Source organism: Streptomyces sp. STR69, from assembly GCF_024519455.1.
Taxonomy (GTDB): domain Bacteria; phylum Actinomycetota; class Actinomycetes; order Streptomycetales; family Streptomycetaceae; genus Streptomyces.
Window position 1 is genome coordinate 92,093 of record NZ_JALJRY010000019.1, and the last position, 19,705, is coordinate 111,797.

Consider the following 19,705-nt stretch of genomic DNA (forward strand, 5'->3'; position numbering starts at 1 on the left):
GAGCCCCCGAAGCGAACGTAGGAGAGGGAACCCTGATGCGGGACGCGTACCACGAGGAACTTGACTCGATCGGTGACGGTCTGGTGGAGATGGCCCGGCTGACCGGGTCGGCGATCGGACGCGCCACGACGGCGATCCTGGACTCCGACCTGAAGCTGGCCGAGAGCGTCATCGAGGCCGACAAGAAGGTCGACGACCTCCAGCACGACCTGGAAGCACGGGCCATAGCCCTGCTGGCCCGGCAGCAGCCGGTGGCGACCGACCTGCGGATCGTCGTCACGTCCCTGCGCATGTCGGCCGACCTGGAGCGTTCCGGCGACCTCGCCCAGCACGTGGCGAAGCTCGCCCGGCTGCGCTTTCCCGACCGCGCGGTGCCGCACGACCTGCACGCGACCATCCTGGAGATGGGCCAGCTCGCCCAGCGCCTGATGGCCAAGGCGGCCGAGGTCATCATCACGAAGGACGTCGACCTGGCGCTCCAGCTGGAGCAGGACGACGACGCGATGGACCTGCTGCACCGCACGCTCTTCCAGCACCTGCTGGACGACAAGTGGAAGCACGGCATCGAGACCGCGGTCGACGTGACCCTGCTCGGCCGCTACTACGAGCGCTTCGCCGACCACGCGGTGTCGGTGGCGAAGCGCGTGGTGTTCCTGGTCACGGGTGAGCACGCGGACGAGCTGCAGCCCGACATCCAGCCGGTGACGGGGGCGGAAGGGGCGTAGGTCTGCCGACCGGAAGCCTGTCTGGAAGCTGTGGGGTCAGCTCTAACCGTTGTCACGCCCTGTGACTGGTTAGAGCTGGCCCCACAGCTTGTGGAGGGGGCAGGGTGCGGGGCGGAGCCAGGTCGGTCGGGGCGGAAAGCCCCAATGCGCCGTTGATGCGCCCAGCGGAACGGGCATCCAATGGGCAGCATCCGATGGGCAAAGGCACCAGCCTCCAGGAGGACCCATGGCCGAATCCCCCGCCACGACGCCGGACCCGACGCAGGAGCGCGAGACGCAGCAGCCCGCCGAGATCAAGAGCCTCCCGCTCTTCGGCGCCTGCGGCTGCGGCTCGGGCTGCGGGTGCGGGTGCCAGTCGGGCAATCCCTGCCAGTGCGGCTGACCGCCGCCTGCTCCCGGAGGGGCCTCGGTGCTACGGCGCCGGGGCCCCTCCGGCGTGTCCGGCCGGCGGTGCTCCTCGCGGCTGCGGGCGCCGCCGGTGGCCCCGGACGCTGTGGGAGCGCAGCATTGAGGAGGGGAGAAGCACGAGGAGGTGCGAGGCCATGGCCCAGTACATGGACGTACATCACGGAATGAAGGGCATCACGGCCGACGAGTTGATGGCGGCCCACAAGGCGGATCTCGCCGTGGAGAAGGACGAGGGCGTCCACTTCGAGCGGGCCTGGGCGGATCCGGAGTCCGGGACCGTCTACTGCCTGTCGGAGGCGCCGTCGCCCGAGGCGGTCCAGCGTGTTCACGAGCGCGCGGGGCACCGGGCGGACGAGGTGCACGCGGTGCCGTACTCGATCTGACACCGTGCGGGGGGGCTCGGTGGTGTCTGAGGGTGCGGTCAGCCCCACCCCCGGTCGGGTGGGGTGCTCCATGGTCCGGGCGGGCGAACGGCGGCATCGTGGAAACCAGTTGGTCCCCCGCCGATCTCAACCGATCGCCCGCCCGGAAGGAACGTCCCATGGAATCAAGGCAGTTCACCGAACCGGCCGAGGTCTCCGGCGAGAACGCCCTCGCCCCGCTGCTGACCGCGTGGGACCAGGCGCACCCCGTCATGGGTGATCCGGAGTGGCGGCATCTGCTGGACGAGATCGCGCATCCGCGCACCACCGAGGCGTTCCGGCGGCTGGCCGGGGCCGGGTCCGCGGTCTGAGTCAACCCGTCCGATCGGCAGGACCGTTCGAGCATTGGGTGCTGTTTGGGCAAAAGCTTCGGCATCGACAGTTCAACTGACTTGTCCTGTGCATGTCTCACTGGATGAGATGCACGCAGACCTTTGCGTGCAACTCAAAGACATCCAGGGGGCATTCATGCACATAGCCCGCAACAGACGTGGCATCGCGGCGTCCACGGCCGCCACCGCCACTCTCGCCGTCGCCGCACTGGCGACCGCCCCGCTGGCCGGCGTCAGCAGCGCCGCACCCACTGCCGTACCGCAGACGAAGGTGATCCCGGCCATCACCGGACACACCCTCGCCCGCGACGTACCGACCCCGCTCTCCGGCGCGGAGTGCGAGGCCAAGTGGCAGATCGCCTGCTACAACCCGCTGCAGTACCGCACCGCGTACAACCTCAACTCGCTTTACAAGCGGGGCATTACGGGCAAGGGACGCACGATCGTCATCGTCGACTCCTTCGGCTCGCCGACGATCCAGCACGATCTCGACGTCTACAGCAAGCAGTTCGGCCTGAAGAGCGCCAAGGTCAACGTCGTCAAGTGGGGCAAGGTCCCCGTCTTCGACCCCACCAACGCGGACATGACCGGCTGGGCCGGCGAGACCACCCTGGACGTCGAGATGGCCCACGCGGTCGCGCCCGACGCGAAGATCGTGCTGGTGGAGACGGCCGTCGCCGAGACCGAGGGCGTCACCGGTCTGCCGGAGATGATGAACGCCGAGAAGTACCTGATCGACCACGGTGTCGGCGACGTCATCACGCAGAGCTTCGGTGCCACCGAGAACACCTTCCCCGGCTTCGACCAGGGCGACTTCTCCAGCATCAAGAAGCTGCGCTACGCCTTCCAGGACGCCAACCGCAAGCACGTGACCGTGCTCGCCTCCTCCGGCGACGGCGGCGCCACCGACTACAACCTGGACGGCTCGGCCTTCTACGACAAGCCCGTCAACTCCTGGCCCTCCTCGGACCCGTTGGTCACGTCGATCGGCGGCACGCAGCTCCACCTGAACGACAAGGGCGAGCGCGTCACGCCGGACAGCGTCTACAACGACTACGGCGCGGGCGGCGGCGGCCAGTCCCACGTGTTCTCCCGCCCGTCCTTCCAGAACGGCGTGAAGAGCGTCGTCGGCACCCAGCGCGCCACGCCCGACGTGTCGATGGCCGCCGCGGTCAACGGCGGCGCCTGGACGTACTCCAGCTTCGACCCGACCGCGATCGGCTGGGACGTCTACGGCGGCACGAGCGAGGCCAGCCCGCTCTTCTCGGGCATCGTCGCCCTCGCCGACCAGGCGGCCGGTCACCGCGTCGGCAACATCAACGAGGCGCTGTACACGCTGGCGAGGCACAACGCCAAGAGCAACGGCATCGTCGACGTGAACGACGGCACGAACAACACGTACGCGGGCGTGACCGGTTACACGGCGGTCAACGGCTACGACATGGCGACGGGCGTGGGCACGGTGGACGCGCTGCGCTTCGTTCCGGCGCTGGCGAAGGCGAGTTGGAAGCACTGAGGCTCCGCTGACGCACACAGAGACGGCCCGGGTTCGCGTCCCATGCGAACCCGGGCCGTCCGCATCCCATGACGGGGGCGTTCATTCGAGGGTGCGAAGACCTCGTCCCCGGAAGAATTGACGTGCCGCCCGGAGGGCCAGGACCATCGTCGTGACCGCCAGGACGAGGTTGAGAGTGTCCATGGTCATGACGACCGGGTGGGACGCGTGCAGCAGTGCCGGCAGGTTGGCGCAGAGCATTCCCAGCCCCATGAGCAGGGGGAGCCACGCCCAGAAGAAGCGCGTGCCCTGACCTGGACCGGTTCCCTTGCGCCCCTTGGCCCGCTCCCACCACCGCCCGCCGAGCGCCACCAGGACCAGCACACACCCCATGGCGACCACGGACCAGTCCATGAACCGCAGCATCTCGATTCCCCCCAATTCACCTGTCCCCGAGTGTAGTTGGAGGACCCCGATTCCTCGGCGTCGGAATCGGATCGGAAGCGGATGGCGGCTACCCCCGGAAGCGCCGGCGGCGGTGCACTGGGGTCCGGTGAGGCCGGGTGGCGGTGGCGGGCCAGTGACCGGTGGGCGATGCCGCGTGGGGGAGCCGGAAAATGCGGAGGAACCCGTCGGAGCGGGGGACGGACGCCGAGGACCGCCCGGTCTCACCTCGGGCCCGGCGGCCGGGTCGCCCTCAACCTCCTTGCCGGCCCTGGTCATTCCCTCCGGTCGGGCCCCGGAGCGGGCTCCAGATCCGGCACCAGTTCGTGGAAACGCCGCTCGACCGGCGACAGATCGGTGCTGGCCAGGTCCTCCGGGCGGACCACTATGCGCAGTTCGGGGGTGAGCGCGGGGTACCGGCGGCACGCGGCCATGAACGAGTCGACGATCAGGGCCACGAGCTGGCTGCGGTCGAGGTCGGTCACGCGGGCGAGCCCGGAGCCGATGAGCGGGACGGCGACCGGTCTGAACAGGCCGTGCACGGCCACCGAGGCCCAGAGGTTGTCCAGGCCGGAGCGCAGATCCTCGTCACCGGACCGGGCCACCAGGTCGTTGCCGAGCCGCGAATAGGCGACCGCGAAGATCCGGCGCCCGTCGACGGGCACGGCAATGGTCGTACCCACCGGGTAACGGACCCGCCGGCCACGCGGCTTGGCCCGTGCGCTCTCCGTACCGACGGCCTTCACGGCGCGCAGCCCGGCCTTCAACTTCTCGTCCAGCAGGCGGCGTCGGCCGCCGAAGAGCCGGTCGACCAGCTGACTCTGCACACTGTCGCGGCTGATGACGATGTCCTGGTCGGTCTCCGTGTCGAAGGTGTCGGTGAAGCCGACCACCAGATTGCAGTCCGTCTGCTCGAACAGGTCGCCGCGGACGAGGACGACGTCCGCCCGCTGACCGGGCAACGGGACCCGGTGGCGCAGCAGTTCGGCGCCGTGGCGGGCGCGGAGCGCGGCCCGCAGGGTGTCCAGGGTGCGCGCGGCGTCGAGGTCGTCGGGATGGTCACGGACGATCAGCTCCGCGACCGGCAGTGCGAGGTCCGGACGACCCAAGTCGGCCTGGACGCGGACCAGTTCACGGCGCGCGGAGTCCAGCAGGGCGGTGAGCCGACGGATGAAGGGGTCGGCGAACGTCTCGCCGTTGACCTCGGCCAGTGGCCGGCCGCGGATCAGTTCCAGCGCCTCGGCGAGTTCATGCGCGGCGGTGGCGGGCGGGGCCAGCAGGGCGGTACCGACGACCGCCGTGAACCGTGCGCTGTCCAGTTCCCCGGGCCGCAGCACCAGGCGGTAGGCCGTCTCCGGGCCGTGCACGGTGACCTGCTGCTCGGTGCGCAGCACGCGGGCGGCGGTGCCGTCCTGGCAGGGATCGAGCGCGCGCCGCAGCTCCAGGACGCGTTTCTGCACCTCGTTGCGGTTGCGCTGGTCCAGATGACGGGGCCCGTCCGCCAACCCCCATACATCGCGCCGCAGTTGACGCACGGGAACGGCCTCGCCCTCGGCGGCCACCAGGCGGACCAGCAACCGGGTGGTCAGGGGGGTCAGCCGGACCGGGATCCCGTCGACGTCGAGCCGTACCGGCCCCAGCACTTTGACCTGAATGCGCACTCGTCCATCGGCCACCCGCGTCGCCCCCGCCGCGCCCCTGTATCACCCTGTGTCACCGAGAAGTGACAAGAAGATTATCATGAGGCCTTGGAGAAACCGTGTGGCCCAACTACGCATACCCATACGCTTTTTGAGGCTCTACGGCACCGGGCGCGCCCGAAGGGTTTTCGCCCGCAACACGATGGTGGCTTTCGGCGGAATATCGGCGGTGCTTCAGTTCGTCGGGCAATTCTTCCCGCGGAGTTTCCCCGATCCCGGCACGGTCACGGTGGTGTCGGTGGTGGCCTGCCTGGTGTGGGGGCTGGGCCAGGCACGGCCGGTGCTGCGGGTGGAGCAGGTGTTCCGGCGGCCCGATCTGACGGTGGTGGTCGAGGCGGGCGACGTGTTCGACCAGCCGGCGCATCTCGTCGTTGGCTTCTGCGACACCTTCGACACCGCGTCGGACGACGGGGAGGTCATCAACGCGGCCAGTGTGCAAGGGCAGTTGCTGCTCCGACGGTACGACGGTGACGTACGGCGCCTGGACGCGGAACTGGTCTCGGCGCTCTCCGGGGTCGCGCCGGTCGGGCGGGAGGAACGGGACCGCAAGCCGCTGGGCAAACTGGACCGCTATCCGGTCGGCACGGTGGCGGTCCTGGGCGCCCGGCCGCAGCTGGTGTTCGCGGTCGCGTACAGCCGTATCGGCAACGACTGTGTGGCCGCGTCCAGTGTGGAGGAGCTCTGGCTCGGCCTCGGCCGGCTGTGGGACGCCCTGCACCGGCATGCCCAACTGGAGCGGGTGGCCATGCCGTTGGTCGGATCGGGGCTGTCCCGGCTCGATCATCTCGACCAGGACAGCCTGCTGCGGCTGATCCTGATGTCCTTCGTCGCCAGGTCACGGGAGGGCGCGGTCTGCCGGGAGTTGCGGGTGGTGGTGCGGCCCGCCGATCTGGAACGGATCGACATGCGGGAGGTGGCGGCCTTCCTGCGCGTTCTCGCATCGGGACTGGACCGCGTCTGAGAAGAGGAAGAGGGGGGACGGACGCTCCGGCGTCCGTTCCCCCTCTTCCTCTCCGTGATTCAGGCGAGCCGACGGTACGCGGAGAGGTTCTGGAAGTGCCGGGTGTCGCGCCATTCCGGCCCGCTGTCGTCGAGTTGGCAGCCGGCCAGTCGCAGCCGCGCGGCGATCTTCGCGAGGGAGGCCTCCGTGCCGTCGAACCGGATGACGTTGATGCCCGCGGTGTCGGCGACATGCCGCAGCCGGCCGACCTCGACGATGACGGTCCGCTCGGGGTAGGCCATCAGGACCATGCCCAGCTCGATCAGCACGTTCTGCCGCGGCTGGCCGGTGAGTTGGGTCTCGTCGTCCCGTTCGCGGTTGCCGAGCAGGTGCGGGTGGAGCTTGGCGACGTCGTCCGGGGTGAGCAGGACCAGGGCGGCCTGCGCCTGCGCCGGTGCGTTCATGACCACCTCGCCGAGGAAGGGCGAGGGCTTGCCGGTGGCCCGCACCAACTCCTCCCACTCCAGCGGCCGCAGGTCGAGCCGGCGCAGCAGCCCGAACATCGCCTGCCGCACCTCTTCGTCCCGGCCGTGCACGACGAAGACGCTACGGCTGCGGTCGTGACCGGCGGGTGCCCGCCCGGACGGCTGGTCGGACGGCAGGTCCGTCGGCTGGTCGGAGGTCCCCGGTTCGGCGGCCGAAGTCGTGGGCGCCGCGTGGTAGTTGTAGCCGAAGCCCTTGTTCTCCCCGCCGAGAATGACCTGGCTGTTGTCGCCGAACGTGTTGCTGTCGCTCATGGCTGATCCCCTCGGCCGCCGGACGAATCGGGGCCCTGCGGCTGGTAGTTGTACCCGAAGTTCTCGTTGTGCCCGCCGAAGATCGCCTGGGAGTTGTCCCCGACGAGGATGTTGGTCTGCGCGCGGTCGTGGTCGGCGAGATCCACGTTGTGCTCGTCCAGGAACTGCCGGATGGTGTGCAGCAGTCGGCGCTCGACGATCTGCGAGTACTTCAGGGCGTCGGTCTTCTGGAAGAAGTGGTGGTAGGTGTCGCTGGTGGCCATCTCGCGGACGCTGGTCAGCGCGCCGCAGTCCACCGACTCGTTCGCGTAGCGGGCGAGTCGGAATTCGCTGGTGTCGACCGTCGTGCTGTCCGTGGCGAACTCGATGGTGGACCGCCCGCTCCGCCCGGGCCGCACCAGCCGGCGCAGCCGCTTCGGCAGGAACCGTTCGGGGAGCAGCCGCAGCGGCCACAGCGGCAGCGCCACGCACCACCTCGGCACGGCCTTGACCATGTCCCACGCCACCCGCACCGCCAGCCGGCCGTCGAACGAGTCGGGCAGTTGGTCGACGAGGTGGAACTCCCCTACCAGCGGCCCGAGTACATAGGTGTAGAACTCGGTGTGCAGGGTGTCGCCCTTGAGGTCGAACCCGACGAAGATCGAGGTCACCAGCTCCTCGTTCCAGGATCCGACGCGCACGCACAGATACTCGCGGGCCGCGTCGTAGTCCTCCCGCCAGTGGATGCCCGGGAGATCGTCCATGCCGGGCAGCTGGGACCAACCGGCGCCCAGCGTACGGTCGTTGGTGCGGATCGCCGTCGTGTAGCGGCGCTGCTCGACGGTCAGCCCCTCGATCCGTTCGTCCCGGCGGGCCTCGTCGCGCAGCTCCGCGCCCATCCTGGTGGCGACGTACGAGGTGATGTCGTGGACGGTGAACGGCAGGACGGGCTTGCGTTCCACGTCGTCCAGGTCGGGCCCGGCTCCGGGCCGTTCGAAGTCCTTGCGCGCGGCGAGGCGGTTCTTCGGTGCGCCGAGCAGGAGTTGGGCGTTCGCCCAGTCGCGCAGGGGCAGTCCGGCGCCGACGAAGGGCCGGAAACCGCCGTAGAAGACAAGGCCGTTGTGGCTGCCCTGCTCGCGGTCGATCTTGCCGATCAGGGCGTCGGTGAGCCTGCCGCCGGCCGGGTAGGAGCCGTCGAAGCCGCCGGCCGGTCCGGTCTCCTTCAGCCGGGTCATCAGGATGTGCAGGGTGACGACCCGACGCAGGTAGGCCGCGCCCCACAGCTCCCAGAACATGAGCTGCGCGGCGACGAAGGGACCCAGCGCGCCGTTGCTCAGCAGGATCAGCAGCAGGGCCGCCGAACCAACCCCAACTGCCCATTGGATACGGCGCAGTCGGCGCGCGGCGAGGGCGTGGGCGAGGACCGACACGGCGTCGTAGCCGTACGACGGCGCGACCACTCTGAAGCGTTTCTTGAGCAGTTCGCGGATGACGGCCCTGCGGTAGCCGGGATCGAGGTAGGTGCCCGCGGACAGCAGACGGGTGGCCTTGGTCCGCGCGTACACGCGGGCGACCTGCGGCGGCGCCCCGGGCGGTGGGACGGGCGGATAGCGGTGCGGTGCCTGTGTGCTCACGATGGTTCAGCGCTCCACTCGTGCGGGGTCGGTCAGCCGATCAGGGTTGCCGTGCCGTGGGTGATCACACCGTCGAGAACGGTGTAGGTGGCGTGGTACGAGTGCGAAGTACCGTCCGTCTGAAGGGCGTTGAGGACCAGCGTCACGACGGTCCCCTGCACGGACACCTGGCTGACGGTGTCGCGCTGGGTGGTGGCGTAGCCCGCGACGAACGCGTCGTAGTCGGCGTCGCCCAGGTTCTTGCCGCCCAGGTCCCAGGCCGTCTGGTATTCACGGTTGTTGATCGCCGCGAAGTAGGCGGTGACGACGGCTTCCGGCTCGACCGCCGAGGTGGCCTCGTCCGTCGGGGTGGCCTCGTCCGTAGGGGTCGGGGTAGGGGTGGCGGTGGGAGCGGGGACGGAGGTCGGATCGGAGGCGCCGTAGGGGGTCGGTACGACGGACTGGGTGTACGTGTATGACGACGACGCGGTGGCCGGGCTCCAGGGCTGGGCCTGCGCTCCCCCGCCCCCTCCCCCGCTCGAATAGGCCCCGTCGACCAGCCCCAGGAGCAGGACGATCACCAGGGGCACCCCGATGACGGTGAGCCCCCAGGTGCGGGCGGCTCCGGCGGGCGGTATCAGCCCACCGGCACGGTAGGAGGCCGGCGGGTTCGGTACGGCGGGGGCGAACGGCGGTGGTCCGAGGTCGTTCATGGGGCACTCCAACGGTCGCGACGGTGCGCTGACTTCACTCACCCATCGCACAAAGGCTGGTTGACACCTTGCATGCCACCGCCGACACCGCTTCCGCCACCAGAACCCATCCGCTTCCGATCCACTTCCGGGGCAGGGTGCTTACAAGTGGCAACGCGTCCGACTTCGCCGAAGCAGCGGGCATGTCGGTGGTCGACATATCCAAGATCCTCGCGGGAAGGTTCCAGGCCCTGACCGATCTGCTCAAGCCCCTGGCAGCGGTCCTGGACGTACCGCAAATGGATCTGCTCAGGGCGGCCGGAGTGCTGGAGGCCGGAACCGCGCAACCGAATCGCCCCCTGACCGTGCAGGTCGCCGCGCAGCGGCTCGGTATCAAGTCCCCGAAGAACGTGGCGGCCTTCGAGGCCCTCGTCGCAGCTCTGCGCGACGCCGAGAAGCGACGATGACCCGCTGAGGTCCCGGAGGCGCCCTCAACACAGCAACAAGGCCCCTACCAGCGGACAAACCGCAGGCAGGGGCCTTGATCGTGCCGGCTTACTTCTTCTTGCCCTGGTTCTTGACCGCCTCGATCGCAGCCGCAGCCGCGTCCGGGTCGAGGTAGGTGCCGCCGGGGTTGAGCGGCTTGAAGGAGGCGTCGAGTTCGTACGCCAGCGGGATGCCCGTCGGGATGTTCAGGCCCGCGATGTCGGCGTCGGAGATGCCGTCGAGGTGCTTGACGAGGGCGCGGAGGCTGTTGCCGTGGGCGGCGACCAGGACCGTGCGGCCCGCGAGGAGGTCGGGGACGATGCCGTCGTACCAGTACGGGAGCATGCGGACGACGACGTCCTTCAGGCACTCCGTGCGGGGGCGCAGCTCCGGGGGGATGGAGGCGTAGCGCGGGTCCGCGGACTGGGAGAACTCCGTGCCGTCCTCGAGGGGCGGGGGCGGGGTGTCGTAGGAACGGCGCCAGAGCATGAACTGCTCCTCGCCGAACTCCGCGAGGGTCTGCGCCTTGTCCTTGCCCTGGAGGGCGCCGTAGTGGCGCTCGTTCAGGCGCCAGCTGCGGTGGACCGGGATCCAGTGGCGGTCGGCGGATTCGAGGGCGAGCTGCGCGGTGCGGATCGCGCGCTTCTGGAGGGACGTGTGGACCACGTCGGGGAGGAGGTCGGCGTCCTTCAGGAGTTCGCCACCGCGGACCGCCTCCTTCTCGCCCTTCTCGTTCAGGTTGACGTCCACCCAGCCGGTGAACAGGTTCTTCGCGTTCCACTCGCTCTCGCCGTGGCGGAGGAGGATCAGCTTGTACGGTGCGTCGGCCATGCCTCAGAGCGTAATCCACGCATTCGGGCCACGGTCGGGTGCCCGCCTCCCGGTCCGACAGTTGACGGCTTCTGTTAATTGAGTGGCCCGCACAACACCCCCCTTCGTAAGTTGTGAGTGGCGCAGGAGCCACTTACATGCCGAGCACACACCAGTCCGACCGTGGGGGATCCGCCATGTCACTCGCCGCCCTGAGACGTGCCGCCCGGGAAACCGTCTCCGGGCTGCCCCGCGAGTTCTGGTGGCTGTGGACCAGCACCCTCGTCAACCGGCTCGGGGCGTTCGTCTCGACGTTCATGGCGCTGTATCTGACCCTCGACCGTGGCTACTCCGCCACCTACGCCGGTCTCGTCGCCTCGCTGCACGGTCTCGGCGGGGTCGTCTCGTCGATCGGCTCGGGCGTGATGACCGACCGGCTCGGCCGCCGCCCCACCCTCCTCATCGCCCAGTCCTCGACCGCGGCGGCCGTGGCGCTGCTCGGCTTCATGCACGACCCCCTCGCCATCGCCGGTGTCGCCTTCCTCGTCGGGATGGCGAGCAACGCGTCCCGCCCGGCGGTGCAGGCGATGATGGCCGACATCGTGCGCCCCGAGGACCGAGTCCGCGCGTTCTCCCTCAACTACTGGGCGATCAACCTCGGTTTCGCCGTCTCCTCCATGGCCGCCGGGTTCATCGCCGAGGTCAGCTACCGCGCCGGGTTCCTGCTGGAGGCCGGGATGACGGCGGCCTGTGCGGTCGTCGTCTTCCTCAAGCTGCCCGAGTCCCGGCCCACCGTCGCGGCCGACGACGGCAGGAAGCCCGTGGACGCGGTGGGGCTGGGGACCGTACTGCGCGACCGGCGGTTCATGAGCGTCGTAGGGCTGTCCTTCCTCGTCGCGCTCGTCTTCCAGCAGGGTTCGGTCGGACTGCCGGTCGCGATGGGCGAGGCCGGGTTCACCCCCGCCGACTACGGCACCGCGATCGCCGTCAACGGCTTCCTCATCGTCGCCCTCCAGATCCCGGTCACCCGCCTCATCGAACACCGCGACGCCAAGCGGCTGTTGGTCGTCTCGTCCATCCTCGCGGGCTACGGCTTCGGGCTCACCGCGTTCGCCGGCTCGGTCGGCGTCTTCGCGCTCACGGTGTGCGTGTGGACCCTGGGTGAGATGATCAACGCCCCGACGCAGACGGGCCTCGTGGTCCGTCTCTCCCCGGTGCAGGGACGCGGGCGCTACCAGGGCATGTACACCCTGTCGTGGGCCGTCGCCGCGCTCGTCGCTCCGCTGATGTCGGGCTTCGTCATCGACCGCTTCGGGGCGGAGTGGCTGTGGGGAGTGTGCGCGGTCGTGGGGACGGTGGCGGCGGTCGGGTACGGCGCGCTGATGCGGCGCATCCCGGCCGACGGACCGGCGGGCGCCGAAACCCCGGTGGCGGTGAAGCCGGAGGTCCGTGCGGTCTGAGAGCCGGGGTGGGGGTGGGAGTGGGGGCGCGAAGGTGTGACACATCGGCACCCTCCACCAGCCCCCCGTCACGCCTCACGGATGCATCCGCGCCCCCTTCACCACCTTGTCCACCCCGTTCCGCGGCCCGTACACCGCCAGCCCCACCACATCCAGCTCGGCCGTGGGCACGGCCCGTACCGCCGCCCGGTTGTCGCGGTCGTTGCCCGTGGCGAACAGGTCGGACGTGAAGACCGCGCGCGGCAGGGCCCGGGACAGGACCCGGCCGTGGGCCGCCACCAGGACCTCCTTCGTGGCCTCGAAGACCATCACCGGCTGCCGGAACATCGGCAGATACGCCACCCCGTCCGCGTCCTCGTACGGCTCCCCGATCACCTCGGGGATCTGCGCGCCCAGTCCGCTGACCAGGAAGGACGTGACGTTCAGCCGCTGCCACGGTTCCAGGTCGTCCCGCAGCAGCACAGCGATCTTCGTGTCGAAGCGGATCGGTTCACCAGCGATGTCAGTGCTCATGCACCGAGACTGCCGACCGCCCCACGCCCCCGTCTTGTACGTTCTTTGCATGGCCCCGCAGCAGGGCCCGGGCCACCACGGCCCAGGCCGCCCCCAGCAGGAGGTCTCCGCCTGGCGGCCCCGCATCCCCGGTGTCGTCGAGGTCTTCCACGCCCACTTCACCGAGTACGCCTACCCGATGCATGTGCACGACGCGTGGACGCTGCTGATCGTGGACGACGGTGCCGTACGGTACGACCTCGACCGGCACGAGCACGGCACCCCGCACGACACGGTGTCGCTGCTCCCGCCGCACGTCCCGCACAACGGGTCCCCCGCCACCCCGCACGGCTTCCGCAAGCGCGTCCTCTATCTCGACGGCACACACCTGCCGGACGACCTCATCGGATCCGCCGTCGACCGGCCCGATCTCCGCGACCCCCAACTCCGGCTGAGAGTGGGCCAGTTGCACACCGCGCTCGACCATCCAGGTGACGAACTGGAGGCCGAGAGCCGCCTGACGCTGATCGCCGAACGCCTGCACGCCCACCTACGGCCCTCCGTCCCCACCCTCACCCCCACCGGGGACCCCGCCCTCGCCCGCACCCTCCGCGAACTCCTCGACGAACGCGTCACCGAGGGCATCGCGCTCGACGAGGCCGCACTGCTCGTGCACGCCCATCCCGCCCATCTGGTACGGGCGTTCAGCGGTGCGTACGGCATCGCGCCGCACCAGTACCTGATGTCCCGGCGCGTCGACCGTGCCCGCCGGCTCCTCCTCGACGGCCGCCCGCCGGGCGAGGTCGCGGCGGCGACCGGCTTCTACGACCAGTCCCATCTCACCCGCCATTTCCGGAAGTTGGTGGGGGTCACGCCGGGCCGTTATTCACGCGACAGCCGTCGACGCCGTGGCTAGATTCCCCGCATGGACTGGCACGAGTGGCACGACTCCTACAACTCCCCCGATTCCTACCTGAGTCGACGCCTGGCCCTCGTCCAGGAACGCCTACGACTCGCCCTCGACACCGCCCCGCCCGGACCGCTCACCGCGATCAGCCTCTGCGCCGGACAGGGCCGTGACCTGATCGGCGTACTGGCCGACCATCCGCGCGGGGCCGAAGTCCGCGCCCGGCTGGTCGAGTTGGACGAACGCAACGTCGCCGACGCGACCGAGGCCGCGCGGGCCGCCGGCCTCCCCGGGGTCGAAGTCGTCGCCGGGGACGCCTCGTCGACGGATCAGTACGCCGACCTCGCACCCGCCGACCTCGTCCTCCTGTGCGGCGTCCTCGGCAACATCACCGACCCGGACGTCGAACGCCTCCTCGACCACTGCACCCAACTCTGCCGCACCGGCGGCACGGTGATCTGGACCCGCAACCGCAAGGCCCCGGACCTCGTCCCGCAGATCTGCGCCTGGCTGGAGGAGCGCGGCTTCGAACGGCTGTGGGTCTCCGACCCCGCGCTCACCGCGTCCGTCGGCGCCCACCGCTTCACCGGCGAGCAACGCCAACTCCCTCCCGGACAGCGCATGTTCGACTTCATCGGCTACGACACCCTGTGGCGCACCTGAGTCGCAGAGACCCGGTGGCGCACCTGAGTCACAGCTTCCGCTGCGCCTCGTACAGGTTCCGCGGGCGTACGGCGTCCGTCGTGCCGTAGAGCTCAAGGCGTGAGTCGAGGTCGCCGGTGAAGTCGGGGACGTCGGTCTGGTCGAACTCGGTGACCGTGTTGAGGCCCACCGTGGCGCTGTACGGCGCCAGTTGGTCGATCTTCATCAGGCCCGCGCGGCCGTTGGTGACGCGGATGTTCCAGTGCGTGAAGCGGGCGCCGAAGAGCGGGCCGGCGTTCGCGTCGCCGCCGTGGCGGCCGTCGTTGTTCACCGTGATGTCGGTGCGGACGTTGGCGAAGGGCAGGCCGCGGTGGCTGTCGAAGGTGCCCATGCGCATGTCGCCGCGCGACCAGACGTTGTAGGAGGACAGGCCCTCGACGTTGATGCCGTGGAGCTGGGTGTTGGGCGGTGCCGGGACCGTCCGGTCCTCGATCGTGAAGTCCTCGATGAGGTTGTCGTGCGAGCCCTCGCGGCAGAAGTAGGGGTGGTGCGAGCCCCGGCCCGCCACCGTCGTACCACGCAGGGTGCACGCCGAGGCCGCCACCAGGCCGAAGCCGTTGTCGACGTGACGGACCGTCACATCGTCCAGTCGGCAGTCGTAGGCACATTGGAGGACGACCCCGTTGTAGCCCTTGTCGAGGAGGTGCGGTTGCTGCGGGGTCTCGACTGCCTCCAAGGTGAGGCCTTCGACGCCCGAGCCCGTCAACTCCTCCGCATGGGTGGTGAATTGGGGGTTCCACTCGGGACGGAGGTCGAGCGGCAGCGGGCGCTCCAGCGTGACGTTCCGGCCGTGGACGTGGGCGATGCGGACGGGCCATTCGTAGGGGACGTACGACAGCAGCTTCGTCTTGTCGTCCCAGTAGTACGCCTCGGGGCCGGGGCCACCGCCCGACATGTGCTGGAGGAGGGTGTGGGCGGGGTCGTCGGCGAGGCGGAGCAACACCAGGGTGCCGGGCTTGAGTTGCGAGGCGTCCGCCACCCGCACCGTCCACGCGCCCTGCTTCGCCGGTTCGATCGCCGTCAACTGCCGCCATTCGTCACGCCTGTTGCCGGTCCAGCCCTCGAAGGGCCAGGCCTTCGCCCTGATCGCGGCGACCAGTGAGTCCCAACGGGCCGTCGGGGCAAGCCAGATGAGGCCGCCCGCCCAGGACCAGGACGACTTGTCGCCGCCGTAGCGGGAGCCATAGACGCCGATGAGTTCGGTGAGGTTCCTGGTGGCGTAGAGCTTTGTACGGTCGCTGCCCGCGCCCCTGACCAGGACGTTCGAGTGGCCCACGCGGATCACGTCGTCGATGCGGAAGGTGCCGGGCGGGATGTGGACCGTGCCACCGCCGGCCCGGCCGGCAGCGGCGATGGCACGGTTGATCGCGGGGGCGGAGTCGGTGACGCCGTCCGGGACGGCGCCGTAGCGGAGGACGTCGAACACCCGGGAGGGGCGCGGGTGGCGCCGGGCGCCCGCCCTGCCGACGTACGGGATCTGCGGGTGGGTGAAGGGGGTGCGGGTGAACTCCCGCCAGAGGGAGGGGACTTCACCCCCGGAGCCCTTGGGTCCCGGCTTCGGCAGGGGGACCGCCAGGGCCAGCGTGCTTCCGAGCAGGGTTCGTCTGGTGAGACGGGTGTGACGAATGTGACGGATGTGGCTCATGTACGTACGTCCTCCCATGCGGCTCTTCATGGATGTGAACGACGTTCAGAAATGTGCTGGCGGTGAGCATGCCACGAAGCCCCGTCAGCAGGGAAGGGGTTGGATAGCGATCAGTCGGTCGGGCGCTGGGTCAGATGCGTGAACGCGTCCAGGTTCCGCGTCGACTCCCCGCGCGACATCCGCCACGTGTACTCCTTGCGGATCGCGGTGGCGAAGCCCAGTTCAAGGAGGGTGTTGAAGCTGCCGTCGGCGGCCTCCAGGACCTGGCCGAGGAGGCGGTCGATCTCGGCCTCGGTGACGGCGGACAGCGGGAGGCGGCCGGTGACGTACACGTCACCGAGCTGATCGACGGCGTAACTCACGCCGTACAGCTTGAGGTTGCGCTCCAGGAGCCAGCGGTGGACGCCCGTCTCGTTCTCGTCGGGGTGGCGGATGACGAAGGCGTTGAGCGAGAGGGAGTGGCGGCCGACGAGGAGGGAGACGGTCGTCGACAGCTTGCGGGTGCCCGGGAGTTGCACGACGAACGTGCCCGACTCCGGGCTCTCCCAGTCGAGTTCGGCGCCCTTGAGGAAACCCTCGATGACCTGCGCCGCCCGGTCCTGGTCCGCTTTCTCACCCATGGTGCGAGCGTACGTGACGGCGGTGGGCCTGGGCCGCGGCCGTGTAGACGTCGGCCGTGGCGGCGGCGGCCGTGTCCCAGCCGAAGGACTGCGCGTGCCGGGCGGCGGCCTCGCCCATGCGGGGCGCGAGGTGGGGGTCGTCGGCGAGGTCGCGCAGCACGCGCGCGTACGCGGCGGGATCGTGGCCCTGGACGAGGAAGCCGGTCTCACCGTCGCGCACCGCCACCGGGAGGCCGCCGACCGAGGCCGCGAGCACCGGCGTACCGGCCGCCTGCGCCTCTATGGCGACCAGCCCGAAGGACTCGCTGTACGACGGCATGACCAGCACGGACGCGGCCCGGAACCAGTCCGCGAGCTGCTCCTGCCCGACCGGCGGCCGGAACCGTACGACGTCCGCGATGCCCAGCCGCGCGGCCAGCTTCTGCAGCCCCTCCGGCCTGGCGAGGCCGCTGCCGCTGGGGCCGCCGACGACCGGGACGACGATGTTCGAGCGCAGTTCCGGCCGCTCGTCGAGCAGCACGGCGACCGCGCGCAGCAGCACGTCCGGCGCCTTCAGGGGCTGGATGCGGCCGGCGAAGAGCGGGATCAGGGCGTCCTGGGGGAGCCCGAGGCGCGCGCGGGCCGCCGCTCGACCGTCGGCAGGGCGGAAGCGTTCGAGGTTCACGCCCGGATGCACTACGGCGACCTTGGCGGGGTCGGCCGCGTAGTGCCGTACGAGTTCGTCGGCCTCCTCCGCCGTGTTGGCGATGAGGCGGTCGGCGGCGGAGACGATCTGGGTCTCGCCGATGACGCGGGCGGCCGGTTCGGGGGTGTCGCCGTCGGCCAGGTTGGCGTTCTTGACCTTGGCCATGGTGTGCATCGCGTGCACGAGCGGGACGCCCCAGCGCTGGGCGGCGAGCCAGCCGACGTGCCCGGAGAGCCAGTAGTGCGAGTGCACGAGGTCGTAGTAGCCGGGGCGGTGACCGGCCCACGCCTGCATCACTCCATGCGTGAACGCGCAGAGCTGGGCGGGGAGTTCCTCCTTGGCAAGACCCTCGTACGGGCCCGCGTCGACGTGCCGGACGAGGACGCCGGGGGCCAGCTCGACGGTCGGGGGGAGGACGGCGGTGGTCGCGCGCGTGAAGATCTCCACCTCGATGTTGATCGCGGCGAGGCGCTGCGCGAGCTCGACGATGTAGACGTTCATGCCGCCGGCGTCGCCCGTGCCGGGCTGGTGCAGCGGTGAGGTGTGCACGGAGAGCATGGCGACCCGGCGGGGTTTGCGGTGCAGCCGCAGCCGGGCGGACGCGGCAGGGGAACGCCGCCCGAGCCTGCTGCCGTACTGGCTCACGTGGCGTTCCTCCTCGCTGCGGGCATGCCTGAGGGAGGGCGTGCGGTTCCCTCCAAGGGGATGCAACGTCAGCGGGCGCGGCTCCCATTCCAGGGGAGCCAGTTTTTACCCATCCAATACCGGGCGTCGCTCAACCGTTCGAGGGATGGTCGCGTTGACGCCATCGGGTCGGCTGTCCGGCGGTCAGCCCACGGGTGACGTGGCGAAGGCGTGCCAGTACGCCGCCGCGCCGCCGGTCTGCTTGAGCAGCCGGGCCGGCTCGGGCGCGGCAGGCCAGATCTGCAGGAGATACCGGTCGCCGGTCTGCGGCTCGTCGTCCTCCCGGACGTTCTTGCGCCGGCCGTCGTCCATGCCTGTCGCGGAGTACCGCACGCGGTAGTCGCGCTCCTCAAGTCCCAGCTCCCACGCGTTCTTCCAGTTCCACTGCCGCAGCTTCGCCTCCTGCGACACCGGCCGGAACGGGACCTCGACGATCTCCTCCCACGTCTCGTCCGGCTCGGGCCTGCTGTCATGCAGCTCGGCGGTGAAGTCGACGCCGCCGATGTGCAGACCGGTCAGCAGCAACAACGTCCCGGCCGTCCCGCCCCCGCAGAGCCCGACACCCTCCTGCCCGGCGAAGGCGTCGTACAGGTCGCATTCGTCCCCGCCGCTCTCCACGAATATCTGGCCGTAGTCAACATGCACCTCGCCACTGACAAGCACCTTCATCGGTCCCGCCCCACCTCGGTCGACTTGATCTCCGATCCTGCCAGGCGGCACTGACAACGGGACGGACAACTGGAGGGACAACGGGAACGGACAAAGACAACCTCGGCCGGTGGCCGGTGCGGCGCCCCTTGTCCCGCGCCGCCTACCCTCGTACGTATGACAGCACGCGCGACCACCCGACCCGTCGGAACGGTGACGCGCGGGACGACCAACCCCAACCGGCTGCGCCGTATGGACCGCTGGATCGTCGCGACGCACGGCGCGGAGCTGCGGCGGGCCGTCGATCCGCTCGCCGTCGACCTCGGGTACGGCGCAGCGCCCTGGACGGCCGTGGAACTGCTGGAGCGCCTCCGTTCCGTCGCCCCGCACGCGCGCGTGGTCGGCGTCGAGATCGAACCGGCCCGGGTCGCGGCGGCCCGGCCGTACGAGCGCGAGGGGCTGGTCTTCCGGCACGGCGGGTTCGAGATCCCCGTACCGCAACGGCCGGCGCTGATCCGCGCGGCGAACGTGCTGCGGCAGTACGACGAGGCGCAGGTCGCCGAGGTCTGGACGCGGCTGTGCGGACGGCTCGCGCCGGCCTCGGCGCACTCCCCGGGCGGGCTCCTCGTCGAGGGGACCTGCGACGAGATCGGGCGCCGGCACGTGTGGGTCGCGCTCGGTCCCGAGGGGCCGCGGACGGTCACCTTCGCGGCGCGGCTCGGTTCCCTGGAGCGGCCGTCCGACCTCGCCGAACGCCTCCCCAAGGCCCTCATCCACCGCAATGTGCCCGGCGAACCGGTGCACGCCTTCCTCCGCGACTTCGACCGCGCCTGGGCCGCCGCCGCGCCCTACGCCTCCTACGGCGCCCGTCAGCGCTGGATCCGCGCGGTGCGGGACCTCACCGCCGACTGGCCGGTGGTGGACGGCCCGGTGCGGTGGCGGCAGGGCGAAGTGACCGTGGAATGGCGGGCCTTGGCCCCGCGGGGGTGAATCGCGGTACGCGGGTGAGCGGGTGACCT

At 70.2% G+C, this 19,705-nt stretch carries 22 protein-coding genes; 11 read left to right on the plus strand and 11 right to left on the minus strand.

What is annotated here, in order from left to right; all coding sequences use genetic code 11:
• Positions 1-35 precede the first annotated feature (35 nt).
• From phoU to OC490_RS31565, 5 genes are all read left to right on the plus strand, one after another.
• A complete protein-coding gene (phoU, locus tag OC490_RS31545) occupies positions 36-725 on the plus strand; it encodes a phosphate signaling complex protein PhoU (RefSeq protein WP_019062517.1) in 690 nt (229 codons plus the stop codon).
• Between the two features lie 226 nt (positions 726-951).
• Positions 952-1,107: a hypothetical protein gene (locus OC490_RS31550; RefSeq protein ID WP_019062518.1), complete on the plus strand. Its 156-nt coding sequence runs from the start codon at positions 952-954 to the stop codon at positions 1,105-1,107.
• A gap of 160 nt (positions 1,108-1,267) precedes the next feature.
• Positions 1,268-1,516, plus strand: a complete 249-nt coding sequence (locus tag OC490_RS31555; protein ID WP_262061424.1) for an SCO4226 family nickel-binding protein — start codon at positions 1,268-1,270, stop codon at positions 1,514-1,516.
• Between the two features lie 158 nt (positions 1,517-1,674).
• Positions 1,675-1,866: a hypothetical protein gene (locus tag OC490_RS31560; protein ID WP_262061425.1), complete on the plus strand. Its 192-nt coding sequence runs from the start codon at positions 1,675-1,677 to the stop codon at positions 1,864-1,866.
• Positions 1,867-2,023: 157 nt separating this feature from the next.
• Complete coding sequence (locus OC490_RS31565; RefSeq protein WP_262061426.1) at positions 2,024-3,403, plus strand: S8 family serine peptidase; 1,380 nt, start codon at positions 2,024-2,026, stop codon at positions 3,401-3,403.
• 81 nt (positions 3,404-3,484) lie between these two features.
• On the opposite strand, the gene OC490_RS31570 is transcribed toward OC490_RS31565, so the two are convergent.
• Together OC490_RS31570 and OC490_RS31575 are read right to left on the minus strand one after the other, a co-directional pair.
• Positions 3,485-3,796, minus strand: a complete 312-nt coding sequence (locus OC490_RS31570; RefSeq protein WP_262061427.1) for a hypothetical protein — start codon at positions 3,794-3,796, stop codon at positions 3,485-3,487.
• 305 nt (positions 3,797-4,101) lie between these two features.
• Positions 4,102-5,487, minus strand: coding sequence for a macro domain-containing protein (locus OC490_RS31575; RefSeq protein WP_262061428.1), 1,386 nt, complete (start codon positions 5,485-5,487; stop codon positions 4,102-4,104).
• Positions 5,488-5,695: 208 nt separating this feature from the next.
• Here OC490_RS31575 and OC490_RS31580 point away from each other — a divergent pair, with 208 nt between their 5' ends.
• Positions 5,696-6,487 (plus strand): macro domain-containing protein, encoded by a 792-nt coding sequence (locus OC490_RS31580; RefSeq protein ID WP_262061429.1) that lies wholly within the window; start codon positions 5,696-5,698, stop codon positions 6,485-6,487.
• A gap of 59 nt (positions 6,488-6,546) precedes the next feature.
• Here the strand turns inward: OC490_RS31580 and OC490_RS31585 are convergent, their stop codons facing one another.
• Genes OC490_RS31585 through OC490_RS31595 form a run of 3 tightly spaced genes read right to left on the minus strand, consistent with a single transcriptional unit; the run spans position 6,547 to position 9,568 of the window.
• Entirely contained in the window at positions 6,547-7,263 is a 717-nt protein-coding gene (locus OC490_RS31585; RefSeq protein ID WP_262061430.1) for a nucleotide-binding protein, read from the minus strand.
• The gene (locus OC490_RS31590; protein WP_262061431.1) at positions 7,260-8,876 is read right to left on the minus strand and encodes a hypothetical protein; all 1,617 of its coding nucleotides are present in this window, start codon (positions 8,874-8,876) and stop codon (positions 7,260-7,262) included. Before OC490_RS31590 ends, OC490_RS31585 begins: the two co-directional genes overlap by 4 nt.
• A 32-nt stretch (positions 8,877-8,908) precedes the next feature.
• Positions 8,909-9,568: a hypothetical protein gene (locus OC490_RS31595; protein WP_262061432.1), complete on the minus strand. Its 660-nt coding sequence runs from the start codon at positions 9,566-9,568 to the stop codon at positions 8,909-8,911.
• 182 nt (positions 9,569-9,750) lie between these two features.
• On the opposite strand from OC490_RS31595, the gene OC490_RS31600 reads away from it, so the two are divergent.
• Positions 9,751-10,014 (plus strand): hypothetical protein, encoded by a 264-nt coding sequence (locus OC490_RS31600; RefSeq protein ID WP_262061433.1) that lies wholly within the window; start codon positions 9,751-9,753, stop codon positions 10,012-10,014.
• Positions 10,015-10,102: 88 nt separating this feature from the next.
• Here the strand turns inward: OC490_RS31600 and OC490_RS31605 are convergent, their stop codons facing one another.
• Positions 10,103-10,864, minus strand: a complete 762-nt coding sequence (locus OC490_RS31605; protein ID WP_262061434.1) for a phosphoglyceromutase — start codon at positions 10,862-10,864, stop codon at positions 10,103-10,105.
• A gap of 176 nt (positions 10,865-11,040) precedes the next feature.
• Between OC490_RS31605 and OC490_RS31610 the strand changes: the two genes are divergently transcribed.
• On the plus strand, positions 11,041-12,303 hold the full coding sequence (locus OC490_RS31610; RefSeq protein WP_262061539.1) for an MDR family MFS transporter: 1,263 nt from the start codon (positions 11,041-11,043) through the stop codon (positions 12,301-12,303).
• A gap of 75 nt (positions 12,304-12,378) precedes the next feature.
• On the opposite strand, the gene OC490_RS31615 is transcribed toward OC490_RS31610, so the two are convergent.
• Positions 12,379-12,816: a DUF2000 domain-containing protein gene (locus OC490_RS31615; RefSeq protein WP_262061435.1), complete on the minus strand. Its 438-nt coding sequence runs from the start codon at positions 12,814-12,816 to the stop codon at positions 12,379-12,381.
• Positions 12,817-12,865: 49 nt separating this feature from the next.
• Between OC490_RS31615 and OC490_RS31620 the strand changes: the two genes are divergently transcribed.
• Together OC490_RS31620 and OC490_RS31625 are read left to right on the plus strand one after the other, a co-directional pair.
• Positions 12,866-13,711, plus strand: coding sequence for a helix-turn-helix transcriptional regulator (locus tag OC490_RS31620; RefSeq protein ID WP_262061436.1), 846 nt, complete (start codon positions 12,866-12,868; stop codon positions 13,709-13,711).
• Positions 13,712-13,720: 9 nt separating this feature from the next.
• A complete protein-coding gene (locus tag OC490_RS31625) occupies positions 13,721-14,365 on the plus strand; it encodes a methyltransferase domain-containing protein (protein ID WP_262061437.1) in 645 nt (214 codons plus the stop codon).
• A gap of 28 nt (positions 14,366-14,393) precedes the next feature.
• On the opposite strand, the gene OC490_RS31630 is transcribed toward OC490_RS31625, so the two are convergent.
• From OC490_RS31630 to OC490_RS31645, 4 genes are all read right to left on the minus strand, one after another.
• The gene (locus OC490_RS31630; RefSeq protein ID WP_262061438.1) at positions 14,394-16,049 is read right to left on the minus strand and encodes a glycosyl hydrolase family 28-related protein; all 1,656 of its coding nucleotides are present in this window, start codon (positions 16,047-16,049) and stop codon (positions 14,394-14,396) included.
• A gap of 110 nt (positions 16,050-16,159) precedes the next feature.
• Positions 16,160-16,669: a YbjN domain-containing protein gene (locus OC490_RS31635; protein WP_262061439.1), complete on the minus strand. Its 510-nt coding sequence runs from the start codon at positions 16,667-16,669 to the stop codon at positions 16,160-16,162.
• Positions 16,662-17,999 (minus strand): D-inositol-3-phosphate glycosyltransferase, encoded by a 1,338-nt coding sequence (mshA, locus tag OC490_RS31640; RefSeq protein ID WP_262061440.1) that lies wholly within the window; start codon positions 17,997-17,999, stop codon positions 16,662-16,664. Before mshA ends, OC490_RS31635 begins: the two co-directional genes overlap by 8 nt.
• A 183-nt stretch (positions 18,000-18,182) precedes the next feature.
• Positions 18,183-18,707, minus strand: coding sequence for a hypothetical protein (locus OC490_RS31645; protein ID WP_262061441.1), 525 nt, complete (start codon positions 18,705-18,707; stop codon positions 18,183-18,185).
• Between the two features lie 156 nt (positions 18,708-18,863).
• On the opposite strand from OC490_RS31645, the gene OC490_RS31650 reads away from it, so the two are divergent.
• Entirely contained in the window at positions 18,864-19,676 is an 813-nt protein-coding gene (locus OC490_RS31650) for a class I SAM-dependent methyltransferase (protein WP_262061442.1), read from the plus strand.
• The last annotated feature ends 29 nt before the right edge of the window (positions 19,677-19,705 follow it).

Bases quoted from the DNA above. Each gene is read 5' to 3' on its own strand.
- OC490_RS31565 (WP_262061426.1), top strand. From the start codon at position 2,024: ATGCACATAGCCCGCAACAGACGTGGCATCGCGGCGTCCACGGCCGCC.
- OC490_RS31645 (WP_262061441.1), bottom strand. From the start codon at position 18,707: ATGAAGGTGCTTGTCAGTGGCGAGGTGCATGTTGACTACGGCCAGATA.
- OC490_RS31550 (WP_019062518.1), top strand. From the start codon at position 952: ATGGCCGAATCCCCCGCCACGACGCCGGACCCGACGCAGGAGCGCGAG.
- OC490_RS31595 (WP_262061432.1), bottom strand. From the start codon at position 9,568: ATGAACGACCTCGGACCACCGCCGTTCGCCCCCGCCGTACCGAACCCG.
- phoU (WP_019062517.1), top strand. From the start codon at position 36: ATGCGGGACGCGTACCACGAGGAACTTGACTCGATCGGTGACGGTCTG.
- OC490_RS31555 (WP_262061424.1), top strand. From the start codon at position 1,268: ATGGCCCAGTACATGGACGTACATCACGGAATGAAGGGCATCACGGCC.
- OC490_RS31560 (WP_262061425.1), top strand. From the start codon at position 1,675: ATGGAATCAAGGCAGTTCACCGAACCGGCCGAGGTCTCCGGCGAGAAC.
- OC490_RS31635 (WP_262061439.1), bottom strand. From the start codon at position 16,669: ATGGGTGAGAAAGCGGACCAGGACCGGGCGGCGCAGGTCATCGAGGGT.
- OC490_RS31620 (WP_262061436.1), top strand. From the start codon at position 12,866: ATGGCCCCGCAGCAGGGCCCGGGCCACCACGGCCCAGGCCGCCCCCAG.
- OC490_RS31605 (WP_262061434.1), bottom strand. From the start codon at position 10,864: ATGGCCGACGCACCGTACAAGCTGATCCTCCTCCGCCACGGCGAGAGC.
- OC490_RS31600 (WP_262061433.1), top strand. From the start codon at position 9,751: ATGTCGGTGGTCGACATATCCAAGATCCTCGCGGGAAGGTTCCAGGCC.
- OC490_RS31615 (WP_262061435.1), bottom strand. From the start codon at position 12,816: ATGAGCACTGACATCGCTGGTGAACCGATCCGCTTCGACACGAAGATC.
- OC490_RS31570 (WP_262061427.1), bottom strand. From the start codon at position 3,796: ATGGACTGGTCCGTGGTCGCCATGGGGTGTGTGCTGGTCCTGGTGGCG.
- OC490_RS31610 (WP_262061539.1), top strand. From the start codon at position 11,041: ATGTCACTCGCCGCCCTGAGACGTGCCGCCCGGGAAACCGTCTCCGGG.
- OC490_RS31625 (WP_262061437.1), top strand. From the start codon at position 13,721: ATGGACTGGCACGAGTGGCACGACTCCTACAACTCCCCCGATTCCTAC.
- OC490_RS31585 (WP_262061430.1), bottom strand. From the start codon at position 7,263: ATGAGCGACAGCAACACGTTCGGCGACAACAGCCAGGTCATTCTCGGC.
- OC490_RS31630 (WP_262061438.1), bottom strand. From the start codon at position 16,049: ATGAGCCACATCCGTCACATTCGTCACACCCGTCTCACCAGACGAACC.
- OC490_RS31650 (WP_262061442.1), top strand. From the start codon at position 18,864: ATGACAGCACGCGCGACCACCCGACCCGTCGGAACGGTGACGCGCGGG.